We start from the raw sequence: 20,477 nt of genomic DNA on the forward strand, positions 1-20,477 counted from the left end.
CCCTGGCAGCACTATTTCATCTCCTTTATTGCTTATGAATATATGTTCACGACGGGCGGATTGCAGCGGTCAGGCGGCAGGTTTGCCCACTTGTGAACTCAGTAGCTTGATATCAAAGCTTGATTTATGATGTACAGCTTGTCCGATCAAAAGAGTACCAATAAATACAATTAAAGACAAGATGTTCTATAAAAATAGACCAAAACAAAAATGAAAGAAATCGATTTACATAACGCCCGACATGCCGGAATCGCGACTGGCAGAACGATGCCGGTCCCGGGAAATCAAACAGCAAGCCAAAAAAAAGCCCGCCGAAGCGGGTCTTTTTTGGCAGTAACATCAAACTTATTTCGCTGATTTCTCAATAGCGTGTCCCGCATTTGAAATGTCCTGGCCAGCACCGGCTACCGTATTGGCGCAACCCGCCAGGCCCATGCACGCTAATACAAGCAGTGACAGCAAAGCTTTGAACCGCATTCTCGTCTCCTTGAAAATTGCAATAATTATTTGACAGCCACTTTGAGTTCGCCCAAACCGGCAATCGCCCCCACCATGGTATCGCCAGCCACGACCGGACCGACCCCTTCCGGAGTACCGGTAAAGATGATATCGCCGGCCTTGAGTTCAAACAAGCCGGACAGATAGGAGAGAGACTCCGCCACATTCCAGATCATGGATGAAAGATCGCTGGATTGCTTGGTGGCGCCATTGACCGAAAGCGAAATAGCGCCTTTATCCAGGGTACCTACCTTGCTGCGAGGATGCAAAGGCCCGACCGGCGCGGATTGGTCGAAAGCTTTGCCCACTTCCCAGGGCCGGCCCTGTTTTTTCGCTTCGCCCTGCAGGTCGCGGCGAGTCATATCGAGGCCAATCGCATAGCCCCAGACACAGTTCGCAGCCTCTTCCAGCGACAAATCGCGGCCGCCCTTGTCAAGCGCCACCACGAGTTCGATCTCGTAATGCAAGTTCGACGTTTTCGACGGATACGGCATGGTGCCTGTCTGGCCGTCGGCCACGCATATCAGAGCATCGGCGGGCTTGCAAAAGAAAAAAGGATCTTCACGCCCGGTGAAGCCCATTTCCTTGGCATGTTCAGCATAGTTGCGGCCTACGCAATACACACGGCGCACGGGAAATTGTGCGGCGGCACCGGCCACAGGAATGGCGGCAATCGGTTGCACTGGAACGATGTAATCCATTTTCATCCTTGAACAATAGGTGGGTCTTGAATAAGAGATAAAGCCTATGGGTACAGCAGGAGCGAAACCTGCGAAGCCATTTATTTATTTGGCAGCCTTGGCATAACGCGCAACGCTGTCCTGGATTTCCTTACGGGCGGCATCGACGCCTTCCCAGCCTTTTACCTTGACCCATTTACCTTTTTCAAGATCTTTATAGTGCTCGAAAAAATGCTGGATACGAGCCAGATCTTCAGTAGGCAGATCGTCGGGTTTTTGAATATGGCGATAAGGCGGATACAGCTTGTCGACGGGCAAAGCCAGCAGCTTGGCGTCGCCGCCGGCTTCGTCATCCATCTGCAGAACGCCGATGGCGCGGCAACGGATCACAGCGCCGATTTGAATGGGAAATGGGGCCATGACCAGAACATCGACGGGATCGCCATCGTCGGAAACAGTTTGAGGTATATAGCCATAATTGCACGGGTAATGCATGGCCGTCAGCATGAAACGATCGACAAACACAGCTCCGGATTCTTTGTCGACTTCATATTTGACTGGATCTGCATTCATGGGAATTTCGACTATCACATTGAACTCATCAGGCAGCTTGTTGCCTGCTGGTACTCGATCTAAACTCATGCTTCAACCTTGAAAGAAAACAAAGAAATTAACGATGGTGCGATCCGCCGGTGGATCGATCCGAGGTCTGCGATAAATCCACGCCCGGAATCGGTGCGCTATCGAAATATTCGTCCAGATAGGGCTCGAGCGGATCGACGGCGGATGTTTCGGCGCTGGGCACATAGGATTGAGATCCTGGCGCATCAGCCTCTTCAGGAACATAGCCTGCCGCACTGGCCGCCAGGGGCGCTTCGTCGGCATCCAGCGGGTCGGTGTCAGGGATATTGGCGAAATCGATCAGCGTCGGATCGCCTCGCGTGTCGGCCGCCGGCAAAGCACGGTTGGCAGCCAACACCGGCAGGACACCCGCCACGCCGGACGCCAGGCGCCAATGTTTCATGGCGTCGGCCCGACGTCCGAGACGATCGTACAAATTGCCCAACAGGGCATGAATGCGTACATCGCTGCGAATCTTCATACTGCGCAACAAATAGCGCTCACCCTGCCCCCACAACTGTCCGATCAGGCACAAATTGCCCAGCATGGCCAGCAATGCGGAATCGTCGGGGTGGCTTTTCAGCCAGACTTCCGCCTTGCTCAGACGATGAGCCACCTGTTCGGGTTGGCATTGGGAATAGGCGCTGAGCAGACGCGGCTCTAGCTTGACGTTGATGGCGGCCTCGAGAATTTTGGAAGCCTCGTCGGCATTGCCCGCCGACTCCTGGATTGAAGCGGCGGCCAGGGCAATTTCAGGCAATACGCGCTCTTCGGGTTTGAGATCGCCCCAAACAGTTTTGTAAGCGGCCATGCCGCCATCGTGAAGCCGCGCCGCGGCGGCGGTTTCGATGTACCCGAGAGCCTGGGCCTTGTCGATGACTCCACGACGCAGCAGCAGGCGCGTGAGTTCGTAGACACGATCGTGATTATGCAACTGCCGGTGAGCGCGCAATAACAGGCGTGTGGCATTGATGTAGCGCGAACTGGCATCCTGCAGCGGTTGCAGCAGCACCAGTGCGTCCTGGGGGCGGTTCTGATCCAGGTACATCTCGGCGGCGACAGTGGCCGCGGCTTCCTTCAGCCTGGGTTCGGACCCGGCGTTGTCGCGCGCCAGCCTGAGGGCATCGTCGCGCCGCGTAAACTCGCCCAGCCTATGCGATGCCCGGGCGGCCGCCAGCGCCGCCAGCACCTTGCGGCTGGATGACCTGGACTGCGCCAGTACTTTGGAAAACTCTTTTTCGGCCTGGATATAACGCCCTTCAAGCAAACTGACCCAACCGGTCTCGAGCATATCGTGATCGCGCTTTTGCGCCCGGGCGCCACGCCACAAGCGAAAGCGTTCGGGGCTGGACGTAAACCAGGCCAGAACCCGAATCAGCACGTACATCAGGAAAAAACTCGCCAAAACCAGCAAAATTGCGAAAGTCAGCGAAAGCTCGATGCGCCACGGCTGCGCAATGATCAGGACATTGCCCCCATGTTCGCGCAGCAGCAAAGCCAGGCCGACCGCCAGGGCCAAAACCAGAAAAGTCCAAAACCATGTCCGCATAACTTATTCCTGAGGCTTGGTGGGCTGCGGATTTGCAGGCGGGGCCGCAGGAACGGGCGCATGGGCCGTGGCCGTCGGGGCTTGGGCAGGGCTGGCGGCGCTTTCGGCCGCCGGCTCAACAGCCTGCTGCTGAGCTGCCTTGGCAGCCGATTCGCGCAGGGTTTCGAGCGCTTGCAGGCTATTGCTGACCGTTGGCAGCTTGACGCCGATGGCTGTGTCGGCCAATTGCAAAGCGATCTTGCGCGCCTGCCTTGTATCGCTTGCCTGCGGATCGTAACGGGTACTGAGCGCCTGCACCAGGGCCTGGGTTTCTGTCTGCCAGATTTCGGGCTGATGCATCAACAGCGCCAGTTGGGCGGTCATGATGTGCAGCCGCAGGTTCTCGCGCAATTGCCCGGCCTGATCGGGCGACATCAGCAGGGCTGCCGGATTTTCGGCCCGACGCACACTGATGAATTTACCAAGATCCTGACGCAGCGCGGACCAGGCTTGGACGGACCAGTCGCCAACAGTGGCAATAGACCGCTGCCACCATGACGCATCGGCATCGGCCGCGTCGTTGTCCTGACTGGCCGCAGCGGCGTCGGCCGGGGCCGCGACGCTGTCGGAAACCTTGGGTGCCGCATCGTCGGGAACCCATAAGGGCGCCCGGCTGACCAGCTTGCTGAGTTCGTTGAGCCGGCCCGACAGCAAGGGAACATCGATCGTCGCAGCCAGCCTCAGGCGGTCGAGATCACCGTTGATTGTTTGCTGCAGCGACGCAAGGTTTGGCCGATTGGCACGAGCCAGCTGGGCCTGCGCGGTTTCGAGCGCAACGATGGCATTGGCTACGTTACCGCCCAGCGACAACTGCTGGTGGGCAATTGTGACCAGATGATCGACATCGTTGACCAGCACCAGATCGGAACCGCTGTCGGTGAGCGTCTGGAAAGCCTGCTCCAGGCTTTGGTAGCGCGCCTGGGACTCATGCAGCGCAGCCTGCAGCGTGCTGAGTTCGCCGGACTGCGACTGAGCCAGGGACAAGGCCTGCTGGGCCTGTTCGCTGGCCTGATTGGCCGCGCTCGTGCTGCTTTCCAGCTGGCTCATTACAGCCGTTCTGGCCTGTCTGAATATTTTTTGCTGATACCACAATGCCGCACCCAGGCCCAGGGCCAGGACAACGACGATAATCAGCGCAATGGCTAACGCCGGACGCCCTTTTTCCTGCCTTTTGGGTCTGGCTGGCGATGTGGCGCTACCGGGAGAAGATTTGCTTTCGTTGGAGGCCGGAGTATTGGCCTGACGGTTCTCGGGGTTTTTATCTGTCATAGCGGGATTGTAGTCCTTAGCGCCTTTTTATAGGGTAGCGGTCGATACAATAGTATGAAAAATTGCATCATCATTCGGTGAGCATATTTTTACCACTGGAACAGATGCCTTGCCAGCCGCCCCTGCGAGCACCGATTGTAATCGGCTCGCCACGCGTTCGTGTATCGCGACAAACCGGGCGCGCTCCCAGAGCTGATACAAGCTGTTGCGCTCGATATTGACGCGCAGCGCCTCGACGCTTTCGCCGCTGGTCAGTACGCAAACCGGTATTTGCCGCGCCTCCAGCCGCGTTCTTAAAAGATCGCATTGCGCCGGCGACCAGTGCACGGTCTCGCGCCGATAAAGCGGATATCGCCGCACATGGGCCCCGGCCAGTTCGAACTGCTGCCCCAGCCACTCCCTGCCTGTTTGGCCACGAACAATCAGCACTCGCTCAAAACGATGCCCCGATTGCCGCAGGAGCGCCCACAAGGCTTCGGAATCCTGCTGCCCCGGCAAACTGGGATGCAGGATATGCGAACGCGGAATGAATCCGGCGTTGTAAAGGGATTGCGCGCTTGCCTCGCCCACCGCGGCAACCCTGCTTGTCTGCGGCCATTGCGGCCTGGGGTCGCGACGGCGCAGCAGATCCAGATAAAGCCGCGCGGCGTTGCCGCTGACAAAAACCAGAAGATCATAGTCGGAAGGCAAAGGCACTACGGCAGGATCGTCGTGCAAAGGCCGTATGGCCAAGCTCGGCAGTATCAGCGCCTCGAGGCCGCAAGCTTTCAGACGATCCGCCAAGCCTTCATTCTGGCCTTCCGGACGCGTCAGAACGGCAAAAGATGCAATGGTCTGCTCAACCATCGGCAATCCGCTTAATTGTCAGCCGTCGAAGCAGACAGCCTGGCCAGTATGGGTCCTGCCCCTTTGTCGAGCAATGCCTGCGCCACGTGCTCACCCAACTGCCGGGCCGATTCGATCGGACCCGACGATTCAGCGCGAATGATGCGCGAGCCGTCGGGCTCGGCCACCAGCGCACGCAGATGCAGACTCGCGCCCGCCACCTGGGCAAATGCCGCAAGAGGCACCTGACACGAGCCTCCCAATACACGTGAAACCGAACGCTCGGCAATAGCGCAAGCGCTGGTGGCCGGGCAAGCCAGGGGCGCCAGCCACGCGCGCACATCGGCCCGCCCCGCCAAAGCCTCCACTCCCAAAGCGCCCTGGCCCGCGGCCGGCAGGCTTTGTTCCGGCGACAGATGGCCGCGTATACGCGATTCCAGGCCCAGGCGCTTCAAGCCGGCCGCAGCAAGAATAATGGCCGCGTAATCGTTTTTATCGAGCTTGCCCAGGCGGGTATCCAGATTGCCACGCAAAGGCCTTACCGTCAGATGCGGGTATTGCGCACGGATCTGCGCCTCGCGACGCAGGCTGGACGTACCGACCACTGCCCCGGCAGGCAATTGATCGAGAGTATCGTACTGGTTGGATACCAGCGCGTCGCGAGGATCATCGCGTTCGAGCACGACCGATAGTTCGAACGGATCGTGCAGATCGACGGGCACATCCTTGAGCGAGTGCACGGCCAGATCGGCGCGACCGTCGAGCAACGCGGTTTCCAGCTCTTTGATAAACAGACCCTTGCCGCCGATTTTGGACAAAGTGCGATCAAGAATCTGGTCGCCCCGTGTAGTCAAGGTAAGCAGGCTGACCTTGCAACCGGGATACAGGCTCGTCAGGCGATCACGCACGTGCTCGGCCTGCCACAAGGCAAGCCGGCTGGCACGCGTAGCAATTACCAGTGAGGCAGGCGTGGATTGCATACCGTTACCCTGCCAGGCTGGTCACGATCACCGTGGCAATCACGCCGAGAATGGCCAGGATGAGCAAGCCTTGCAGCAACGACAGGCCCGATTCGTTTTTTTTGCGATCGGAAGATTTAAACAGACCCATTAGCGGTTTCCTTGACAACAACCTTGCGGCCGGCAAACCATTTGCCCAGGAGGACAACCAGTAGGGCTCCAGCCACTTCAGCCGCAATTTTAACCGCAGTCGAGACTTCGCCGATTTGATCGACAACAAAAACGTCGGTAACCAGCATTCCGCCCGCGATCCAGCCCAGCAAAGCCGCGCCCAAGGTGACCACCAGAGGGAAACGATCAATGAGTTTCAGGACCAGGGTGCTGCCCCAGATAATTATGGGTACGCTTATGACCAGCCCGAACACGACATAAGCCAATTGATGGCTTGGATCGGCATTTTGCGCCGCCCCCGCAATGGCTATGACATTATCGAGGCTCATGACAAAGTCGGCGATCAGTATCGTTTTCACCGCGGTCCAGACAGAACTTCCGCCCTTGATGTTTTCGTGGCTGTCGTTTTCAGGAATCAGCAGCTTGACCCCGATCCATAGCAGCAGCAAAGCCCCTACCACCTTGAGAAACGGAATATTCAGCAAGGTAAGGGCAAAAGCAATCAGGACGACCCTCAAGACGATAGCCCCGACGGTCCCCCACAAGATTCCCTGAATCCGCTGCCGGGACTGCAGATTTCGGCATGCCAGAGCGATGACTACCGCATTATCGCCACCCAGCAAAATATCGATCATGACGATCTGAAAAATCGCCCCCCACTCCAGCATTTGGAAAAACTCTATCATTTCAATTCCTGTATCGCCCCTGACGAACGAAAAAAACCTCGGCGCACACCGTGCGTCGAGGCGTACCAATCGCCGGCTATTGTAATTCAGCTTCTAGTCAGTTTTGGCTTTTTGCAGAAAAAATTTGCCTACCGCCAGGACCAGAATAGCCCCAAACGCCCCTACCGCGAGTTCGAATTGCTGAGAAGACGCATGGATAGAGTCGGAAATTTGATCGATTGAACCGACCAAAGCCGGGTCGCTGACCAGCATTTCTCCTGCGATAAAGCCCAATAAAGCAGCCCCCAGCCAGACAATAATGGGCAAGCGTTCTATTACTTTCAGTAATAAGGTACTGCCAAAAATAACTAAAGGAATACTGATTGCAAGGCCCAGAATCAACAGAAATGTGTCGCCATTAGCCGCCGCCGCCACTGCCACCACATTATCCAGGCTCATGACCAGGTCGGCGATCAGGATGGTGCGTATAGCCGCCCACAAACTGCCATATTGTTTTTCCTTACCCGAGTCGTCCCCTTCCGGCATGAGCAGGCTTACACCAATATATACAAGCAGGACGGCGCCTATGACCTTCAGCCACGGCAGCAACAACAATTGCGCGGCAACCAATGTCAGGACAATACGCAAGACAATGGCACCCGCCGATCCGGCAACAATGGCCGTACGCTGCTGCTCGACAGGCAAGGATCGGGCCGCAAGAGCGATGACAACGGCATTATCGCCCGACAATAAAATATTGACCCAGATTATTTCCAGTAACGCGAACCAAAAAGTTGTAGAACTTAAATCCATTCCCCTTTCCTTTTTATGAAGACCCCCTTCGTTAAACAAATGAGACAGGTGCGCGCCACCCTTTAATATAGGTTGCGAGCCGGCATTGGGTTTGCGGCGCACGGCAAATATTATAGTCAGTTATTCGTAAGCAAGCTTTCAAAGAATGGATTTCATTCGGGCCGATCATGACAAACGCCTGAAACGGCGCCCAAACTTTGATGTTGAGTTGCCCCCATCTGCAGATACCGCCTTGGAAATTAATAGGCGGTTCCCGGGGAGCCTTGCCCCCGTTCAGACCCGCATTCGACATCGGGCGGCCGGCCACGGGGCCGTCACTGGCCCGACCACCGGCCGAGCCCCTTTGCGCGTCAGCCCTGGAAAGTTCTCCGGCCCGCTCGACCGCCTTGAAGGCGGTGCCTGTCATGCAACGGGAGTAGATGGCGGCTGTTCCGCCTCGTGACGATGGGTGGTTCCGATGAACATGTACATGGCGGGAACCATAAAGAGAGTCAGCATGGTTCCGATCGAAAGGCCTGCGAAAATAACCAGGCCCATGTCGTGGCGCCCAGCCGCGCCAGCGCCGGATGCCCAGACGAGCGGCACAACGCCCAGGACCATTGCCGCTGTCGTCATCAGGATTGGCCGCAGTCGTACCGCTGCCGCTTCTTCAATTGCCTCGCGCTTGCTGCGGCCCGAGCGCTGCAGTTCGTTGGCAAACTGGACTATCAGGATCCCGTGTTTCGTGATGAGCCCGAGAAGAGTCACAAGGCCCACCTGAGTGTACACATTGATGGAAGCGAAGCCCATGGTGATGAATGCCAGCGCGCCAAAGAGCGCCGGTGGCACGGAGAACAGGATCACGATGGGGTCTCGGAAGCTCTCGAACTGGAACGCCAGCGCAAGATAGACGATGAGAATCGAGAACAGGAGGAGGCCGACGAATCCGCCAGACTCCTGCATGAACTGGCGCGACTCGCCCGAGTAGTCAGCCGAGTATCCCGATGGAGCCACCTTTTGTAGAATCGTGTTCAATTTCGTCAGCAGTTCGCCTTGGGACAATCCGCTGACCCCTGAAATGGTGGCCGAGTTGAGTTGCTGGAAGTGGTTGATCGACTCCGGCTGCACCGACGTTTCAATATGTGCCACCGTACGAGCGGGAATCATCGATCCCGATGGAGTTCGAATGTAGTAGTTCAGAATCTGGTCGGGGTTGAGGCGGTCGACTTGCAGCACCTGCGGGATCACTTTATATGACCGCCCAGCGGTCGAGAAGTAGTTGACATAGTTGCCGCCTAGCGCGGCCGACAGCGCCGCGCCGACGTCCGCCTCGGTCATCCCCAGGGCGGCGATCTTCTCCCGGTCGACGACCAGCTTGGCTTGCGGCTTGTCGAGCTTCAGGTCCAGATCCGCGAACCAGAACAGTTTTTCCTTTTGCGCTTCGGCCAGGACAGCCTGGGCGACTTCATTCAGATTCTCGATGGGCTCTGTCGTGGTGATGACAAACTGGACAGGCAAACCCTGAGAACCCGGTAACGACGGCAGCGGGAAGGCGGCGATCTTCGCGCCCGCCACTTGGTTCCATTTCTGCTGGAGATCCATGATCAGCTCCGCCTGGGATCGACTGCGCTCTCCCCAGGGCTTCAGCAGAACCCCGCCCAGCCCCTGATTGAGCGATGGCACACCAGTCAACTGGAACATTTGCTCATACTCGGGTTCCTTGTTCGCGATCTTGAATGCCTGGTCGGCAAGCATTTCCATCTGCTGGGGCGAGGCATTGGGCGCCCCCTTGATCTGCATGAACACCAAGCCTTGATCCTCGGTCGGAGAGAGCTCGCTCTTGGCGGTCATGCCGCTGGCTGCCACGAGAATGAACAGGACAAAGCCAAAGATCACAAGCACCGGCCAGACGTTTAACCCACCCGAAAGCACCCGGTGGTACCAGCCGCGCAGTCGGTCGAAGTAGTGATCAAGCAGGCGCGCGAATCGCCCCTCTTCCTTCCCGGGCCTGAATAGCCGCGAGGTCATCATGGGAGAGAGAGTCAACGCCACCACGCCGGACACGGTCACGGCACCAGCCAACGAGAAGCAGAACTCCTTGAAGAGCGCGCCTGTGAGGCCGCTGCGCAATCCGATGGGTACATACGCGGCAATCAACACGGCGGTCATGGCGACAATCGGGCCTCCGAGTTCCCGTGCCGCCATGAGCGCTGCCTCCAACACCCCTTTACCTTCTTCCTTGATATGGCGGTCCACATTTTCGACCACAATAATGGCATCGTCGACAACAAGGCCGATTGCCAGCACAAGGGCGAGAAGCGTCAGAAGGTTGATGGAGTATCCGAGCAGGAACATGATGAAGAATGCCCCGATGAGCGAAAGCGGAATCGCCACCAAGGGGACAATCACGGCTCGAAACGAGCCAAGGAACAGGTAGATGACGATCGTGACAATAAGCATGGCCTCGGCCAGCGTCTTGACGACCTCATCGATCGACGTATTGATGAATTCCGTGGAGTCGTAGACGATATTGCCTCGAACGCCCGCTGGCAATTGAGATTGCAGATCGGGAAACGCCTTGCGTACACTTTCCGCGACGGTCAGGATATTGGCATTTGGCGCCACCTTGATGCCGATGAACACGGAGCGTTTGCCGGAGAATGCGACGCTGGTGTTGTAGTCCTCCGCGCCCAGTGTGACGTTCGCTACATCTTCCAGGTGCACGAGTGCGTCGCCGTTGTGCTTGACGACGAGTCGCTTGAACTCGGCTACGCTGTGCAGATCCGTTCCAGCGGTCAGATCGACCGTCACCATCTGCCCTTTTGTCGAACCGACCGCGGATAAATAATTGTTGTTCGACAAGGCAGTGGAAACGTCCTGTGCCGTAACGTTGTGGGCTGCCAGCTTGTTCGGGTCCAGCCAGGCGCGAAGAGCGAATTGGCGCCCCCCAAGGATCTCCGCGGTCTGCACGCCTTCGATCGAATCGAGTTTGGGCTTGACGACCCGCACAAGATAATCGGTGATGTTGTTCGTGGGTATTACATCGCTGAAGAAGCCCAGGTACATGGCGTCCGTGGTCTGTCCAACCGCCACTGTCAGCACCGGCTGCTGGGCCTGCGCCGGGAGCTGGTTCTTCACCGAGTTGATCTGGGTGTTGATCTCGGTCAGTGCCTTGCTGGAGTCGTAGTTGAGCCGCAGCGTTGCCGTAATTGTCGACACCCCTGTGATGCTCGAGGAGGACAAGTAATCGATGCCTTGCGCCTGTGCGATGGCCGATTCGAGTGGCTGTGTGATAAAGCCGGCTACCGTGGCGGCGTCGGCGCCGTAGTAGCTTGTCATAATGGTGACCACCGTGTTTTCGGTGCGCGGCCACTGATTAATGGGCAGGTCGGAGATCGATCGCAACCCCAGTATCAGGATAAGCAGCGAAATAACGATGGCCCAGACCGGTCGCTTGATGAAGGTATCGGTGAATTTCATGGGAGGCCCTATCGTTCTTGCGGAGTCGGGGATACGGCGTTCAAGGGAGTGCTGCGGTTATCGACCTTCACCGGCGAGCCATTCTTCAGCTTCATCTGGCCACTCGTGATCACTACGTCGCCCTCCTTCACGCCAGACAGGATGGCGACCTGGTCACCACGGGCCGGGCCCGTTTCGATGAACGTCTGCTGGGCCGTGAGAACATCCTTGCCTTGCTCGTCCTTCTTATGTACCGCGATGAAGACTGTCGTCCCATAAGGGTTGTAGGTCACGGCGGTTTGTGGAACGGTGAGGTAGTGCTGCACCGCTCCCGACTCGACGACGGCGCGGGCAAACATTCCCGGCATTAATTTTTGCTTCGGATTCCCAATGGTCGCCTCGACGGCGACGTTCCGCGTGGCCGGATCGAACTTCGCGTCGATTGCACTCACCTTCCCGACGAAGGTTTGCTTGGGCAGACCGGTCGCAGTGACCGAGACGGCTTGGCCGGTGGCAATCGCCTCGAGCTGCGCTTGGGGTATATTGAAGTCGATGTATATGGGATCGAATGTCTGCAGTGTTGCGATCTTGTCGCCGGGGTTGAGATATTGGCCGGGATTGACACTGGTGATGCCAATCCGCCCGGCAAACGGCGCGCGTATCGTTTTCTTCGCGACCAAAGCCCGCTGTTGTTCCGCCGCCGCGCGTTTCGCTTTAAAGTCGGCATCGTCAGAATCGACTTGCGCCTGCGACACCGCGCTCACTTTAAGCTGTGCTTTGTCGCGCTTGAGGACAGTTGCGGCCAAATTGGCGGTCGCCTCGAGCGAATGAAGCTGCGCGACATCGGCATCCGCATTCAGCTGGACGAGAAGATCGCCGGCCGAAACGTCCAGCCCCGGCTTGAACGCAATGGTGCGGACGATGCCGCCAACTTCTGTCGTGACATCGACGCCGCGAACAGCTTTCATCGATCCCACGGCAGAGACGCTCGGTTGCCAATCGGCGAACTGCGCATTGATGGTCGTAACCACGGCGGGCGGTTGAGGGGCTTTTGATTGTGCGATCAGCTTCGATATCTGGATGAACTTCACACCGCCGATGATCAGGACGATGATCAAAACCACCCCAATCATGGCGATCATCGGCCGAAGCAATCGTCGTTTGCGCGCGCCGCCGGGTTCGGTCGACTGGATGGACGGGGACGAGGCGGTCTTAATTTCAGCCATGGGTCTTCTCACTAATTCTATTGTTCAAATCGGTCGAACTGCCCGAGGCGGCGGGATCCACATCCGTGCGGTTCCACCACCCGCCGCCCAGAGCCTGGAACAGCGCAGTCGTATCGCTATAGCGGGCGGCCTGTGCCCGGACCCGCGTAAGGACCGCGTTTTGATAGGTTTGTTGCGCGGTGAGCAGATTCAGATAGCCAACCGCGCCAAGCCGAAACTGAGCCTGCGCAAGAGCCAGGCTTTCCTGGGCGGCACGTTCGGCCGCCACCTGCTGGGCGAGCGCGTCGGCATCGGCTTCCAGGGCCCGCAGCGCGTTGGATACATCCTGGAATGCGGCAACCACCGTGCCGCGGTAACGTGCGGCCGATTCGTCATACGCCGCCACGGCTGCGCGCTTGCGGTGTTTGAGCGCCCCCGCGTCGAAAATCGGCTGGGTGATCGATCCAATGAGGCTCCAAACTCCTGTGCCTGAGGTAAACAATTTGCTGACGCTCGATGCACCGGAGCCAAGCGACCCGGTGAGGTTGAACTGGGGCAGTTGATTGGCCACGGCAACACCGATATTGGCACTGGCTTGATGCAGTTGAGCCTCGGCGGAACGCACATCCGGCCGCTGTTGCACGATGGCCGAGGGCAGGCTGACCGGCAACTCTTCCGGCAGATGGAGGGATGCCAGATCAAAACTCTCGCCGCGATCCTGGTTGGGAAAGCGGCCGAGATAAGCCATCAATTGGTTGCGCGTTTGCGCGAGTTGCTTTTGCAGGGCCGGCAAGGTGGCGCGCGTTTGTGCGAGTGCCGCCTCCTGAGCGAGTACGTTGATACTGGAGATAGCCCCAAGCCACCGCTGAGACTTCAAAAGATTGAGCTGATCGTTTTGAAGCTCGATGATTTTCTCGGTTGCAGCCACCTGATCGCGCACGGATGCCAGGCTTATGGCCGTGTTGACGACATTCGAACTCAATGTCAGATAAGTCGCCTCCAGTTGGTAGCGTTCATACTCGGCCTGCGCAGCGGACGATTCAATCTGGCGGCGGGTACCACCGAAAACATCCGGGGCATAGGAAACGCTCAAGGACGCTGAATGGACGGTCAGGATCTGCGAGAGCGAGCTGCTGGAACTGGCCGCACCGGTCGAGCTTAAACCCGATATCTTCTCCCGGGTACTGGACGCCGTGGCGCTCAGGGATGGAAACAGCGATGCCTGATCGGCATAGACCAGCTCGTTGGCTCGGCGAAGCGCGGCTTGAGCGGCGGCAATATCCGGATTGGCCCGAAGTGCCTCGTCGACCAGCGCGTTCAGCGTCGGCGAGCGGAAAAGCGTCCACCATTGCCCGGGAATATCCATTCCGGCGACAAGCCGCTGCGCGGCGCCGCCTGCCGCCACGTCGGCCGAAGCCGTTGTCGGCCTTAACTTGTCTCGTGAATAGTCGGCGTTTTGAGCGACATTGGGCCGGACGAAGTTTGGCCCCACTGCACAGCCGGCAAGCGCTGTAAGGCAAAGCAAACTCAGAGGAGCGAGAAGCTGCGACAGGCGGGAGGCGGCGCTCATTTCCGCCCCCCATTGTGTTCTTCCGAACGAATCGCAGGCCCCATCAGGCCCCTCATCAAAAGTGCAACGGCGTGGCGCTGAATCTGCTCGCGGCCAAGGCTCATCATGGTGTCGCCCTCGTGCCAGACGCAAGAGCTCGTCGCCTGCGGCAACATCACTTGGGCCAGCATCGAGGTGAACAACAGATCGGGTTCGATCTCTGAATTGACCTCGCCACGGGATTGCGCCTCGACGATTTTCTGGCGGAAGGCAATGCTGCGGTCGCGCGGGATGCGACGAAGCAGGCGTTCGCGCAGCAAACCGCCGACCTGGACGATTTCCCGCAGCCAGAGCGATGGTACCCAAGGTGCGGCATCCGTTACCTCGAACATCCGTGTCAACAGCCCCCGGATCAGTTCTATGGCGCTTTCGTGTTCGATGTCGGCAGGCTCCCAGATCGCCTGTATCAGCGGCCCGAGACGTTCCTCGACCACCGCATCGTAGAGTTTCTCGCGCGTCTCGAACCAGTAATGCACCATCGCCGAGGTCACTTTCCCAGCCTTCGCGATCTGCGCAATGGTCGTGTTGGCAATGCCGCGGTCCGAGAACAACAGGATCGCGGTGTCCAGCAGGCGCTCACGCCCAGACGTGTCGTCTTTACGAGATCGCCGACCACCAGAGGTACGTTGTTCGGGCTTCTGTTCCATGATTGTTCTCTAATTAACTGATTAGTTAAGTTTTTAGTTCCGAGGATTTTGAATATTTCTGGTTTGTCGGCGTATACTAATTGATTGGTTAGTTAATCGCAAGTGCGTTCTGGCCCCTTCAGGATGAAGGGCCGCTGATCGGTCCGAACAAAAAAGCCCGCCTAAGCGGGCTTTTTTATATGGCTTTGTCGACCTACAACATCGACTTCAGCAACTTGCCCATTTCGGACGGGTTGCGCGTGGTGCGAATGCCGCACGCTTCCATGATTTCCAGCTTGGCATCCGCCGTATCGGCGCCACCCGAGATCAGCGCACCGGCGTGGCCCATGCGCTTGCCTGCCGGAGCGGTAACGCCGGCAATAAAGCCGACCACCGGTTTTTTCATATTGTCTTTGGCCCACTGCGCCGCATTGACTTCATCGGGGCCGCCGATTTCGCCGATCATGATGACGGCATCCGTTTCGGGATCGTCGTTGAATCGCTGCAAGATATCGATATGCTTCAGGCCGTTGATGGGGTCTCCGCCGATACCAACGGCGCTCGATTGGCCCAGACCCAGTTCGGTAACCTGGGCGACGGCTTCATAAGTCAGGGTGCCGGAGCGGCTGACGATGCCGATGCGGCCCTTGCGATGGATATGAGCAGGCATGATCCCGATCTTGATTTCATCGGGAGTGATCAGGCCTGGGCAATTGGGTCCCAGCAACAAGGTTTTCTTGTTTTGATCGCGCATGCGGTTACGCACTTCAAGCATGTCGCGAACGGGGATGCCTTCGGTAATGCAGATGACCAGGTCCAGATCGGCTTCGACAGCCTCCCAGATTGCCGCGGCGGCGCCCGCGGGCGGAACGTAGATGACCGAAACGCTTGCTCCGGTTTGTGCCTTGGCATCTTTTACCGAAGCGAAAATAGGAATGCCTTCGAAATCCTCACCCGCTTTCTTGGGATGCACACCGGCCACAAAAGCGGCCTTGCCATTGGCGTATTCACGGCACATGCGCGTGTGGAACTGGCCGGTTTTCCCGGTAATTCCCTGGGTAATAACTTTAGTGTCTTTGTTGATCAAAATCGACATTTACAAATCCTCGGCAATATTCTTATTTCACGGCGGCCACGACGCGGGTCGCGGCATCGGCCATGGTGTCGGCACTGATGATGGGCAAGCCCGACTCGGCCAGCATTTTCTTGCCGAGCTCTTCGTTGGTCCCTTTCATGCGCACAACCAGAGGCACGCTCAGGTTAACGGCCTTGCAGGCGGCAATGACGCCTTCGGCAATGACATCGCAACGCATGATGCCGCCGAAAATATTCACCAGGATCGCCTTTACGCTGTCATTCTTGAGCATGATCTTGAATGCTTCGGTCACTTTCTCGGCGGTCGCGCCGCCACCGACATCCAGGAAATTGGCGGGTTCGGCACCAAACAGCTTGATGGTGTCCATGGTGGCCATGGCCAGGCCCGCGCCGTTGACCAGGCAGCCGATATTGCCGTCGAGCTGGATGTAGGCCAGGTCGAACTTACTGGCTTCGATTTCGGCGGGATCTTCTTCCTCGAGGTCGCGATAGGCAACGATGTCGGGATGACGAAACAAGGCATTCGAATCGAAATTGAACTTGGCGTCCAGGGCAATGATGTCGCCCGAGCCCGTCAGAATCAACGGATTGATCTCGGCCAGCGAAGCGTCGGTTTCCCAGTAAACCTTGTAGAGTTTCTGGAATTCGGCGGCGGCCTTGCCCACTGAGGCCTCGGGTACGCCTATGCCGCGAGCCAGGCCGGCGGCTTCGTCAGTGCTCAGGCCAACCGTGGGATCGGCAAAAACCTTGAGAATCTTTTCGGGCGAGCTTTCAGCGACCTCTTCGATGTCCATCCCGCCTTCGCTGGATGCCATCACGCAGACGCGCTGGGTGGCGCGATCGGTCACGATACCGACGTAATATTCTTTTTTGATGTCGGCGCCTTCTTCGATGAGCAGACGGCGCACCTTCTGGCCCTGGGGACCGGTTTGATGCGTAACCAGCTGCATGCCCAGGATTTCAGAGGACAACTGACGAACCTCATCGATCGAGCGGGCCAGCTTGACGCCGCCGCCCTTGCCCCGGCCACCCGCGTGAATCTGAGCCTTGACAACCCAAACGGGGCCGCCCAGTTTCTCGGCCGCCGCAACGGCTTCATCTACGGAAAAAGCTGGAATTCCGCGCGGCACGGTCACACCAAACTTTCTCAACAGTTCCTTGCCTTGATACTCGTGAATTTTCATTTATTACCTGTCAGAACGGAAAGAATTAGAAAAAATGCTCACGCCAGTGCCTGGCAACACTGTTGCGCGCCACATCGGTAAACGGCCTATTCGCATTTCTCCTCGAATGGAGGAGCGATATACCACTGGGGATAGAACTCTTTCGCCACCGGACCGTCGATGCGCAAGGCATGGCAGCCATCAAGCTGAAAAGGCTTTTGGGCTGATTTGCCTGAAAGCCTTTCCTTGCGACGCTTGTTGGCCATGGACTGCACGGCCACCGTCGGCAGCACGTAAGAGAGCTCGGTCAGGTGCGTACAGCCCGCTGTGCGCGCAAACCGGTCTTTGACCACCTGGCGGAAATTGCGCAGCAGATTCATGCCGACCAGCGCTTCATAATCGGGCGCGATGGCGGTGCAATACGTGTTGTAGGGAGCGGCGTCGTACACGGCAACAGCCGACGTGATCGTGAATTGCTCATCGATCGTGACGCGCAGATGCATATGATGCACAGGGCTGCCCGCCGAACGAACCACGCCGTCGTTTCCGGGAAAATCGTAAGCCTTGACATCGATGAGCTCGGCTTCGAGATCCCATTGGCCGTCTTCCCGAGCAAATGAATTCACGCGTATGGAACGCGTGTGCAATGGCTCGCGGGCGATATCGGATGGCGGCAGGGGCATGTACGGGCGGAAATGCAAATAAGACGATAAACCCGGCAAGTATAACGCAGGCGCCGCCGTCTTACCTGTACGTCCACGGGCCTGAAGGGAACGGGCCGGCAAGCCATGCGCCCCCTCCAGGCATGAAGCCCGAGGTCAGGCTGCCTGGCGCAATATGCGAGCGGCCTCGACCATGGCAAGCAGCGCCGCTTCGGTTTCCGGCCAGGCCCGCGTTTTCAGGCCGCAATCGGGGTTGACCCAAAGACGCTCGCTGGGCAGGCGGCCCGCGGCTTTCTGCATGAGATCGACCATCCAGTCGACTTTGGGCACATTGGGCGAGTGTATGTCGTATACGCCCGGCCCTATGTCATTGGGATAATCGAAGTCTTCAAACGCGCCAAGCAGCTCCATATTGGAACGCGATGTTTCTATCGTGATCACGTCGGCATCCATGGCGGCAATCGAATCAATAATGTCATTGAACTCGGAATAGCACATATGCGTATGGATCTGGGTTTCTTCCCGGACTCCCGCCGTCGACAGCCGGAAGCAGTCAACCGCCCAGTCCAGATACGAAGTCCAATCGGCGCGGCGCAGAGGCAGGCCTTCCCTGAACGCCGGCTCGTCGATCTGGATAACGCCGATACCCGCTTTTTCCAGATCGACCACCTCGTCGCGCAGAGCCAGCGCCAATTGGCGGCAAGTAGTCTGGCGCGGCTGGTCGTCCCGCACAAAGGACCATTGAAGAATAGTGACCGGCCCCGTCAGCATACCTTTGACCGGCTTTTCCGTCAGCGATTGAGCGTATGCCGCCCAGGCCACCGTCATGGGCGCCGGCCGGACCACATCGCCAAAAATGACGGGCGGCTTGACGCAGCGCGAGCCATAACTCTGGACCCAGCCGTTTTGCGTGAAGGCAAAACCGGCCAGCAACTCGCCAAAATACTCCACCATATCGTTGCGTTCGGGTTCGCCATGCACCAGCACATCCAGCCCGATCTTTTCCTGGAAGCGTATGACCTGTTCAATTTCACTGCGTATGGCTTTTTCGTAGCCGGCATCGGACAGGGCTCCAGCCTTCCAGTCGCGGCGCAAGGCCCTGATTTCAGTTGTTTGCGGAAACGAGCCTATCGTCGTGGTCGGATAAGCCGGCAGGCCCAGCTCTTGCTGCTGGCGCTTGATGCGCTGGGCGAAAGGAGCCCGATCGCGGCTTAGCTGTGCCACGGCTTCCAGGCGCCGCTGCACGGCGGCATTATGAATACGCGGGGATTCCCTGCGCGCCTGCAAAGCGGCACGCTGCGCCTGCAGCGCCTCTTGCGTGCCGGCGTCGGCGCCGCCGTCGAGCGACGCAGCCAGCCAGCGCAATTCGTCGAGCTTCTGCGCGGCAAACGACAACCAGCTTTTCAGCTCCGGATCCAGTTCGCGCTCGACATCGAGATCGACGGGTACATGTTGCAGGGAGCACGACGGAGCCAGCCACAGGCGATCGCCCAGTTGCGCCTTGAGCGGAGCAAGCAGATCCCGGGCCCGATCCAGATCGGTGCGCCAAATGTTGCGGCCATTGACGATACCTGCCGATAAAACCTGATCGGGTCGCAATAGCGCGGCAAGTTCGGACAATTGTCCTGGCGCACGCACCAGATCGATATGCAGGCCTTGCACGGGCAAGTCTTGCAATACAGCGGCGTTGTCCTTGATGGCTTCAAAGTAGGTCGTCAGCAACAGATTCAGGCCGGCGCCCGCCAGGCGGGAATAAACCTGCCGGTACGCCTGGCGCCATTCGACGGGCAAATCCAGGGTCAGGATGGGTTCATCGACCTGCACCCACTGTACTCCCAGGGCCTTGAATCGCGCCAACACCTCTACATACACAGGCAGAAGACTCTCAAGCAGGGCCAGTTTGCCCGTGTCGCCCGCCCCGCCGGGAAACGCATCGCCCTTGCCCAGCCATAACCAGGTCAAGGGCCCGGGAATCACCGGCTTGGCCTGATGCCCCAAAGCCTGCGCTTCGCGAATCTGATCAAATAAATCCTCGCGCGCAATACGATAGCTTTGCTGCGGCGCAAGCTCGGGAACGATGTAGTGATAGTTGGTGTCGAACCACTTGGTCATTTCGCAGGCGGCGGCGGAGGCACCCGATGGAGCGCGCCCGCGAGCCATCCTGAACAAGGTATCGAGGCCCACCGACTCATTGGAAGGCTGGGCGAAGCGTGCAGGAACGGCTCCCAGCAAGGTAGACCATTCCAGAATCTGGTCGTACCAGGCGAAATCGCCGACGGGAACAAAAGCCACACCCGCCTTGGCTTGCAGCGCCCAGTGGCGTGCACGCAGCTCACGCCCAATGTCCTGCAAGCCATCGGCAGACTGCTTGCAGGCCCAATACGCTTCCAGGGCGCGTTTAAGTTCGCGCTGCACGCCAATACGGGGAAAGCCAAGATTATGAATAATAGTCATTTTATTTTCAAACTAGTCAAGGAATTATCAAGTATTGATATTGTGCACCGCACACTTGATGATTCAAAATCAAATACAACATCCATAACTTGAATTTTTTTCATATAATAGCGTGTAAGCCACCCCGACTCGGCGC

At 58.0% G+C, this 20,477-nt stretch carries 18 protein-coding genes; all 18 read right to left on the reverse strand.

The window, feature by feature from the left end; translation table 11 throughout:
• Positions 1–345: 345 nt before the first annotated feature.
• The 18 genes from ACYVIS_RS04755 to metE all read right to left on the reverse strand — a co-directional run bounded on the left by ACYVIS_RS04755 (position 346) and on the right by metE (position 20,341).
• Positions 346–435: an entericidin A/B family lipoprotein gene (locus tag ACYVIS_RS04755; RefSeq protein WP_370635991.1), complete on the reverse strand. Its 90-nt coding sequence runs from the start codon at positions 433–435 to the stop codon at positions 346–348.
• Between the two features lie 68 nt (positions 436–503).
• Positions 504–1,199 carry a fumarylacetoacetate hydrolase family protein gene (locus ACYVIS_RS04760; RefSeq protein WP_232743378.1) on the reverse strand — a complete coding sequence of 232 codons (696 nt, stop codon included), beginning with the start codon at positions 1,197–1,199 and terminating at the stop codon, positions 504–506.
• 84 nt (positions 1,200–1,283) lie between these two features.
• Positions 1,284–1,820 carry an inorganic diphosphatase gene (gene ppa / locus ACYVIS_RS04765; protein ID WP_232743379.1) on the reverse strand — a complete coding sequence of 179 codons (537 nt, stop codon included), beginning with the start codon at positions 1,818–1,820 and terminating at the stop codon, positions 1,284–1,286.
• A gap of 28 nt (positions 1,821–1,848) precedes the next feature.
• Complete coding sequence (locus ACYVIS_RS04770; protein ID WP_232743380.1) at positions 1,849–3,348, reverse strand: heme biosynthesis HemY N-terminal domain-containing protein; 1,500 nt, start codon at positions 3,346–3,348, stop codon at positions 1,849–1,851.
• 3 nt (positions 3,349–3,351) lie between these two features.
• Positions 3,352–4,656, reverse strand: a complete 1,305-nt coding sequence (locus ACYVIS_RS04775) for a uroporphyrinogen-III C-methyltransferase (RefSeq protein WP_232743381.1) — start codon at positions 4,654–4,656, stop codon at positions 3,352–3,354.
• A gap of 27 nt (positions 4,657–4,683) precedes the next feature.
• A complete protein-coding gene (locus ACYVIS_RS04780) occupies positions 4,684–5,502 on the reverse strand; it encodes a uroporphyrinogen-III synthase (protein ID WP_232743382.1) in 819 nt (272 codons plus the stop codon).
• 11 nt (positions 5,503–5,513) lie between these two features.
• On the reverse strand, positions 5,514–6,461 hold the full coding sequence (hemC, locus tag ACYVIS_RS04785) for a hydroxymethylbilane synthase (protein ID WP_232743383.1): 948 nt from the start codon (positions 6,459–6,461) through the stop codon (positions 5,514–5,516).
• Positions 6,462–6,465: 4 nt separating this feature from the next.
• Positions 6,466–6,591 (reverse strand): hypothetical protein, encoded by a 126-nt coding sequence (locus ACYVIS_RS04790; RefSeq protein ID WP_255696628.1) that lies wholly within the window; start codon positions 6,589–6,591, stop codon positions 6,466–6,468.
• Positions 6,578–7,297, reverse strand: coding sequence for a TerC family protein (locus ACYVIS_RS04795; RefSeq protein ID WP_232743384.1), 720 nt, complete (start codon positions 7,295–7,297; stop codon positions 6,578–6,580). The genes ACYVIS_RS04790 and ACYVIS_RS04795 overlap by 14 nt, the downstream gene beginning before the upstream one ends.
• Before the next feature lie 93 nt (positions 7,298–7,390).
• Positions 7,391–8,089 carry a TerC family protein gene (locus tag ACYVIS_RS04800; protein WP_232743385.1) on the reverse strand — a complete coding sequence of 233 codons (699 nt, stop codon included), beginning with the start codon at positions 8,087–8,089 and terminating at the stop codon, positions 7,391–7,393.
• A 402-nt stretch (positions 8,090–8,491) separates the two neighbouring features.
• Complete coding sequence (locus tag ACYVIS_RS04805; RefSeq protein WP_232743386.1) at positions 8,492–11,548, reverse strand: efflux RND transporter permease subunit; 3,057 nt, start codon at positions 11,546–11,548, stop codon at positions 8,492–8,494.
• Between the two features lie 8 nt (positions 11,549–11,556).
• Positions 11,557–12,753, reverse strand: coding sequence for an efflux RND transporter periplasmic adaptor subunit (locus tag ACYVIS_RS04810; RefSeq protein ID WP_370635944.1), 1,197 nt, complete (start codon positions 12,751–12,753; stop codon positions 11,557–11,559).
• Complete coding sequence (locus ACYVIS_RS04815) at positions 12,746–14,302, reverse strand: efflux transporter outer membrane subunit (RefSeq protein WP_232743387.1); 1,557 nt, start codon at positions 14,300–14,302, stop codon at positions 12,746–12,748. The genes ACYVIS_RS04810 and ACYVIS_RS04815 overlap by 8 nt, the downstream gene beginning before the upstream one ends.
• Positions 14,299–14,988, reverse strand: coding sequence for a TetR/AcrR family transcriptional regulator (locus tag ACYVIS_RS04820; protein WP_232743388.1), 690 nt, complete (start codon positions 14,986–14,988; stop codon positions 14,299–14,301). Before ACYVIS_RS04820 ends, ACYVIS_RS04815 begins: the two co-directional genes overlap by 4 nt.
• Before the next feature lie 193 nt (positions 14,989–15,181).
• Entirely contained in the window at positions 15,182–16,063 is an 882-nt protein-coding gene (sucD, locus tag ACYVIS_RS04825) for a succinate--CoA ligase subunit alpha (protein WP_232743389.1), read from the reverse strand.
• A 22-nt stretch (positions 16,064–16,085) separates the two neighbouring features.
• Positions 16,086–17,246: an ADP-forming succinate--CoA ligase subunit beta gene (gene sucC / locus ACYVIS_RS04830; protein ID WP_232743390.1), complete on the reverse strand. Its 1,161-nt coding sequence runs from the start codon at positions 17,244–17,246 to the stop codon at positions 16,086–16,088.
• A gap of 86 nt (positions 17,247–17,332) precedes the next feature.
• Positions 17,333–17,908, reverse strand: coding sequence for a DUF2889 domain-containing protein (locus ACYVIS_RS04835; RefSeq protein WP_232743391.1), 576 nt, complete (start codon positions 17,906–17,908; stop codon positions 17,333–17,335).
• Positions 17,909–18,043: 135 nt separating this feature from the next.
• Positions 18,044–20,341, reverse strand: coding sequence for a 5-methyltetrahydropteroyltriglutamate--homocysteine S-methyltransferase (metE, locus tag ACYVIS_RS04840; RefSeq protein ID WP_232743392.1), 2,298 nt, complete (start codon positions 20,339–20,341; stop codon positions 18,044–18,046).
• Positions 20,342–20,477: the final 136 nt, after the last annotated feature.

Source organism: Paralcaligenes ginsengisoli (genome assembly GCF_054781135.1).

Bases quoted from the DNA above. Each gene is read 5' to 3' on its own strand.
- ACYVIS_RS04755 (WP_370635991.1), bottom strand. From the start codon at position 435: ATGGGCCTGGCGGGTTGCGCCAATACGGTAGCCGGTGCTGGCCAGGAC.
- ACYVIS_RS04760 (WP_232743378.1), bottom strand. From the start codon at position 1,199: ATGGATTACATCGTTCCAGTGCAACCGATTGCCGCCATTCCTGTGGCC.
- ppa (WP_232743379.1), bottom strand. From the start codon at position 1,820: ATGAGTTTAGATCGAGTACCAGCAGGCAACAAGCTGCCTGATGAGTTC.
- ACYVIS_RS04770 (WP_232743380.1), bottom strand. From the start codon at position 3,348: ATGCGGACATGGTTTTGGACTTTTCTGGTTTTGGCCCTGGCGGTCGGC.
- ACYVIS_RS04775 (WP_232743381.1), bottom strand. From the start codon at position 4,656: ATGACAGATAAAAACCCCGAGAACCGTCAGGCCAATACTCCGGCCTCC.
- ACYVIS_RS04780 (WP_232743382.1), bottom strand. From the start codon at position 5,502: ATGGTTGAGCAGACCATTGCATCTTTTGCCGTTCTGACGCGTCCGGAA.
- hemC (WP_232743383.1), bottom strand. From the start codon at position 6,461: ATGCAATCCACGCCTGCCTCACTGGTAATTGCTACGCGTGCCAGCCGG.
- ACYVIS_RS04790 (WP_255696628.1), bottom strand. From the start codon at position 6,591: ATGGGTCTGTTTAAATCTTCCGATCGCAAAAAAAACGAATCGGGCCTG.
- ACYVIS_RS04795 (WP_232743384.1), bottom strand. From the start codon at position 7,297: ATGATAGAGTTTTTCCAAATGCTGGAGTGGGGGGCGATTTTTCAGATC.
- ACYVIS_RS04800 (WP_232743385.1), bottom strand. From the start codon at position 8,089: ATGGATTTAAGTTCTACAACTTTTTGGTTCGCGTTACTGGAAATAATC.
- ACYVIS_RS04805 (WP_232743386.1), bottom strand. From the start codon at position 11,548: ATGAAATTCACCGATACCTTCATCAAGCGACCGGTCTGGGCCATCGTT.
- ACYVIS_RS04810 (WP_370635944.1), bottom strand. From the start codon at position 12,753: ATGGCTGAAATTAAGACCGCCTCGTCCCCGTCCATCCAGTCGACCGAA.
- ACYVIS_RS04815 (WP_232743387.1), bottom strand. From the start codon at position 14,302: ATGAGCGCCGCCTCCCGCCTGTCGCAGCTTCTCGCTCCTCTGAGTTTG.
- ACYVIS_RS04820 (WP_232743388.1), bottom strand. From the start codon at position 14,988: ATGGAACAGAAGCCCGAACAACGTACCTCTGGTGGTCGGCGATCTCGT.
- sucD (WP_232743389.1), bottom strand. From the start codon at position 16,063: ATGTCGATTTTGATCAACAAAGACACTAAAGTTATTACCCAGGGAATT.
- sucC (WP_232743390.1), bottom strand. From the start codon at position 17,246: ATGAAAATTCACGAGTATCAAGGCAAGGAACTGTTGAGAAAGTTTGGT.
- ACYVIS_RS04835 (WP_232743391.1), bottom strand. From the start codon at position 17,908: ATGCCCCTGCCGCCATCCGATATCGCCCGCGAGCCATTGCACACGCGT.
- metE (WP_232743392.1), bottom strand. From the start codon at position 20,341: ATGACTATTATTCATAATCTTGGCTTTCCCCGTATTGGCGTGCAGCGC.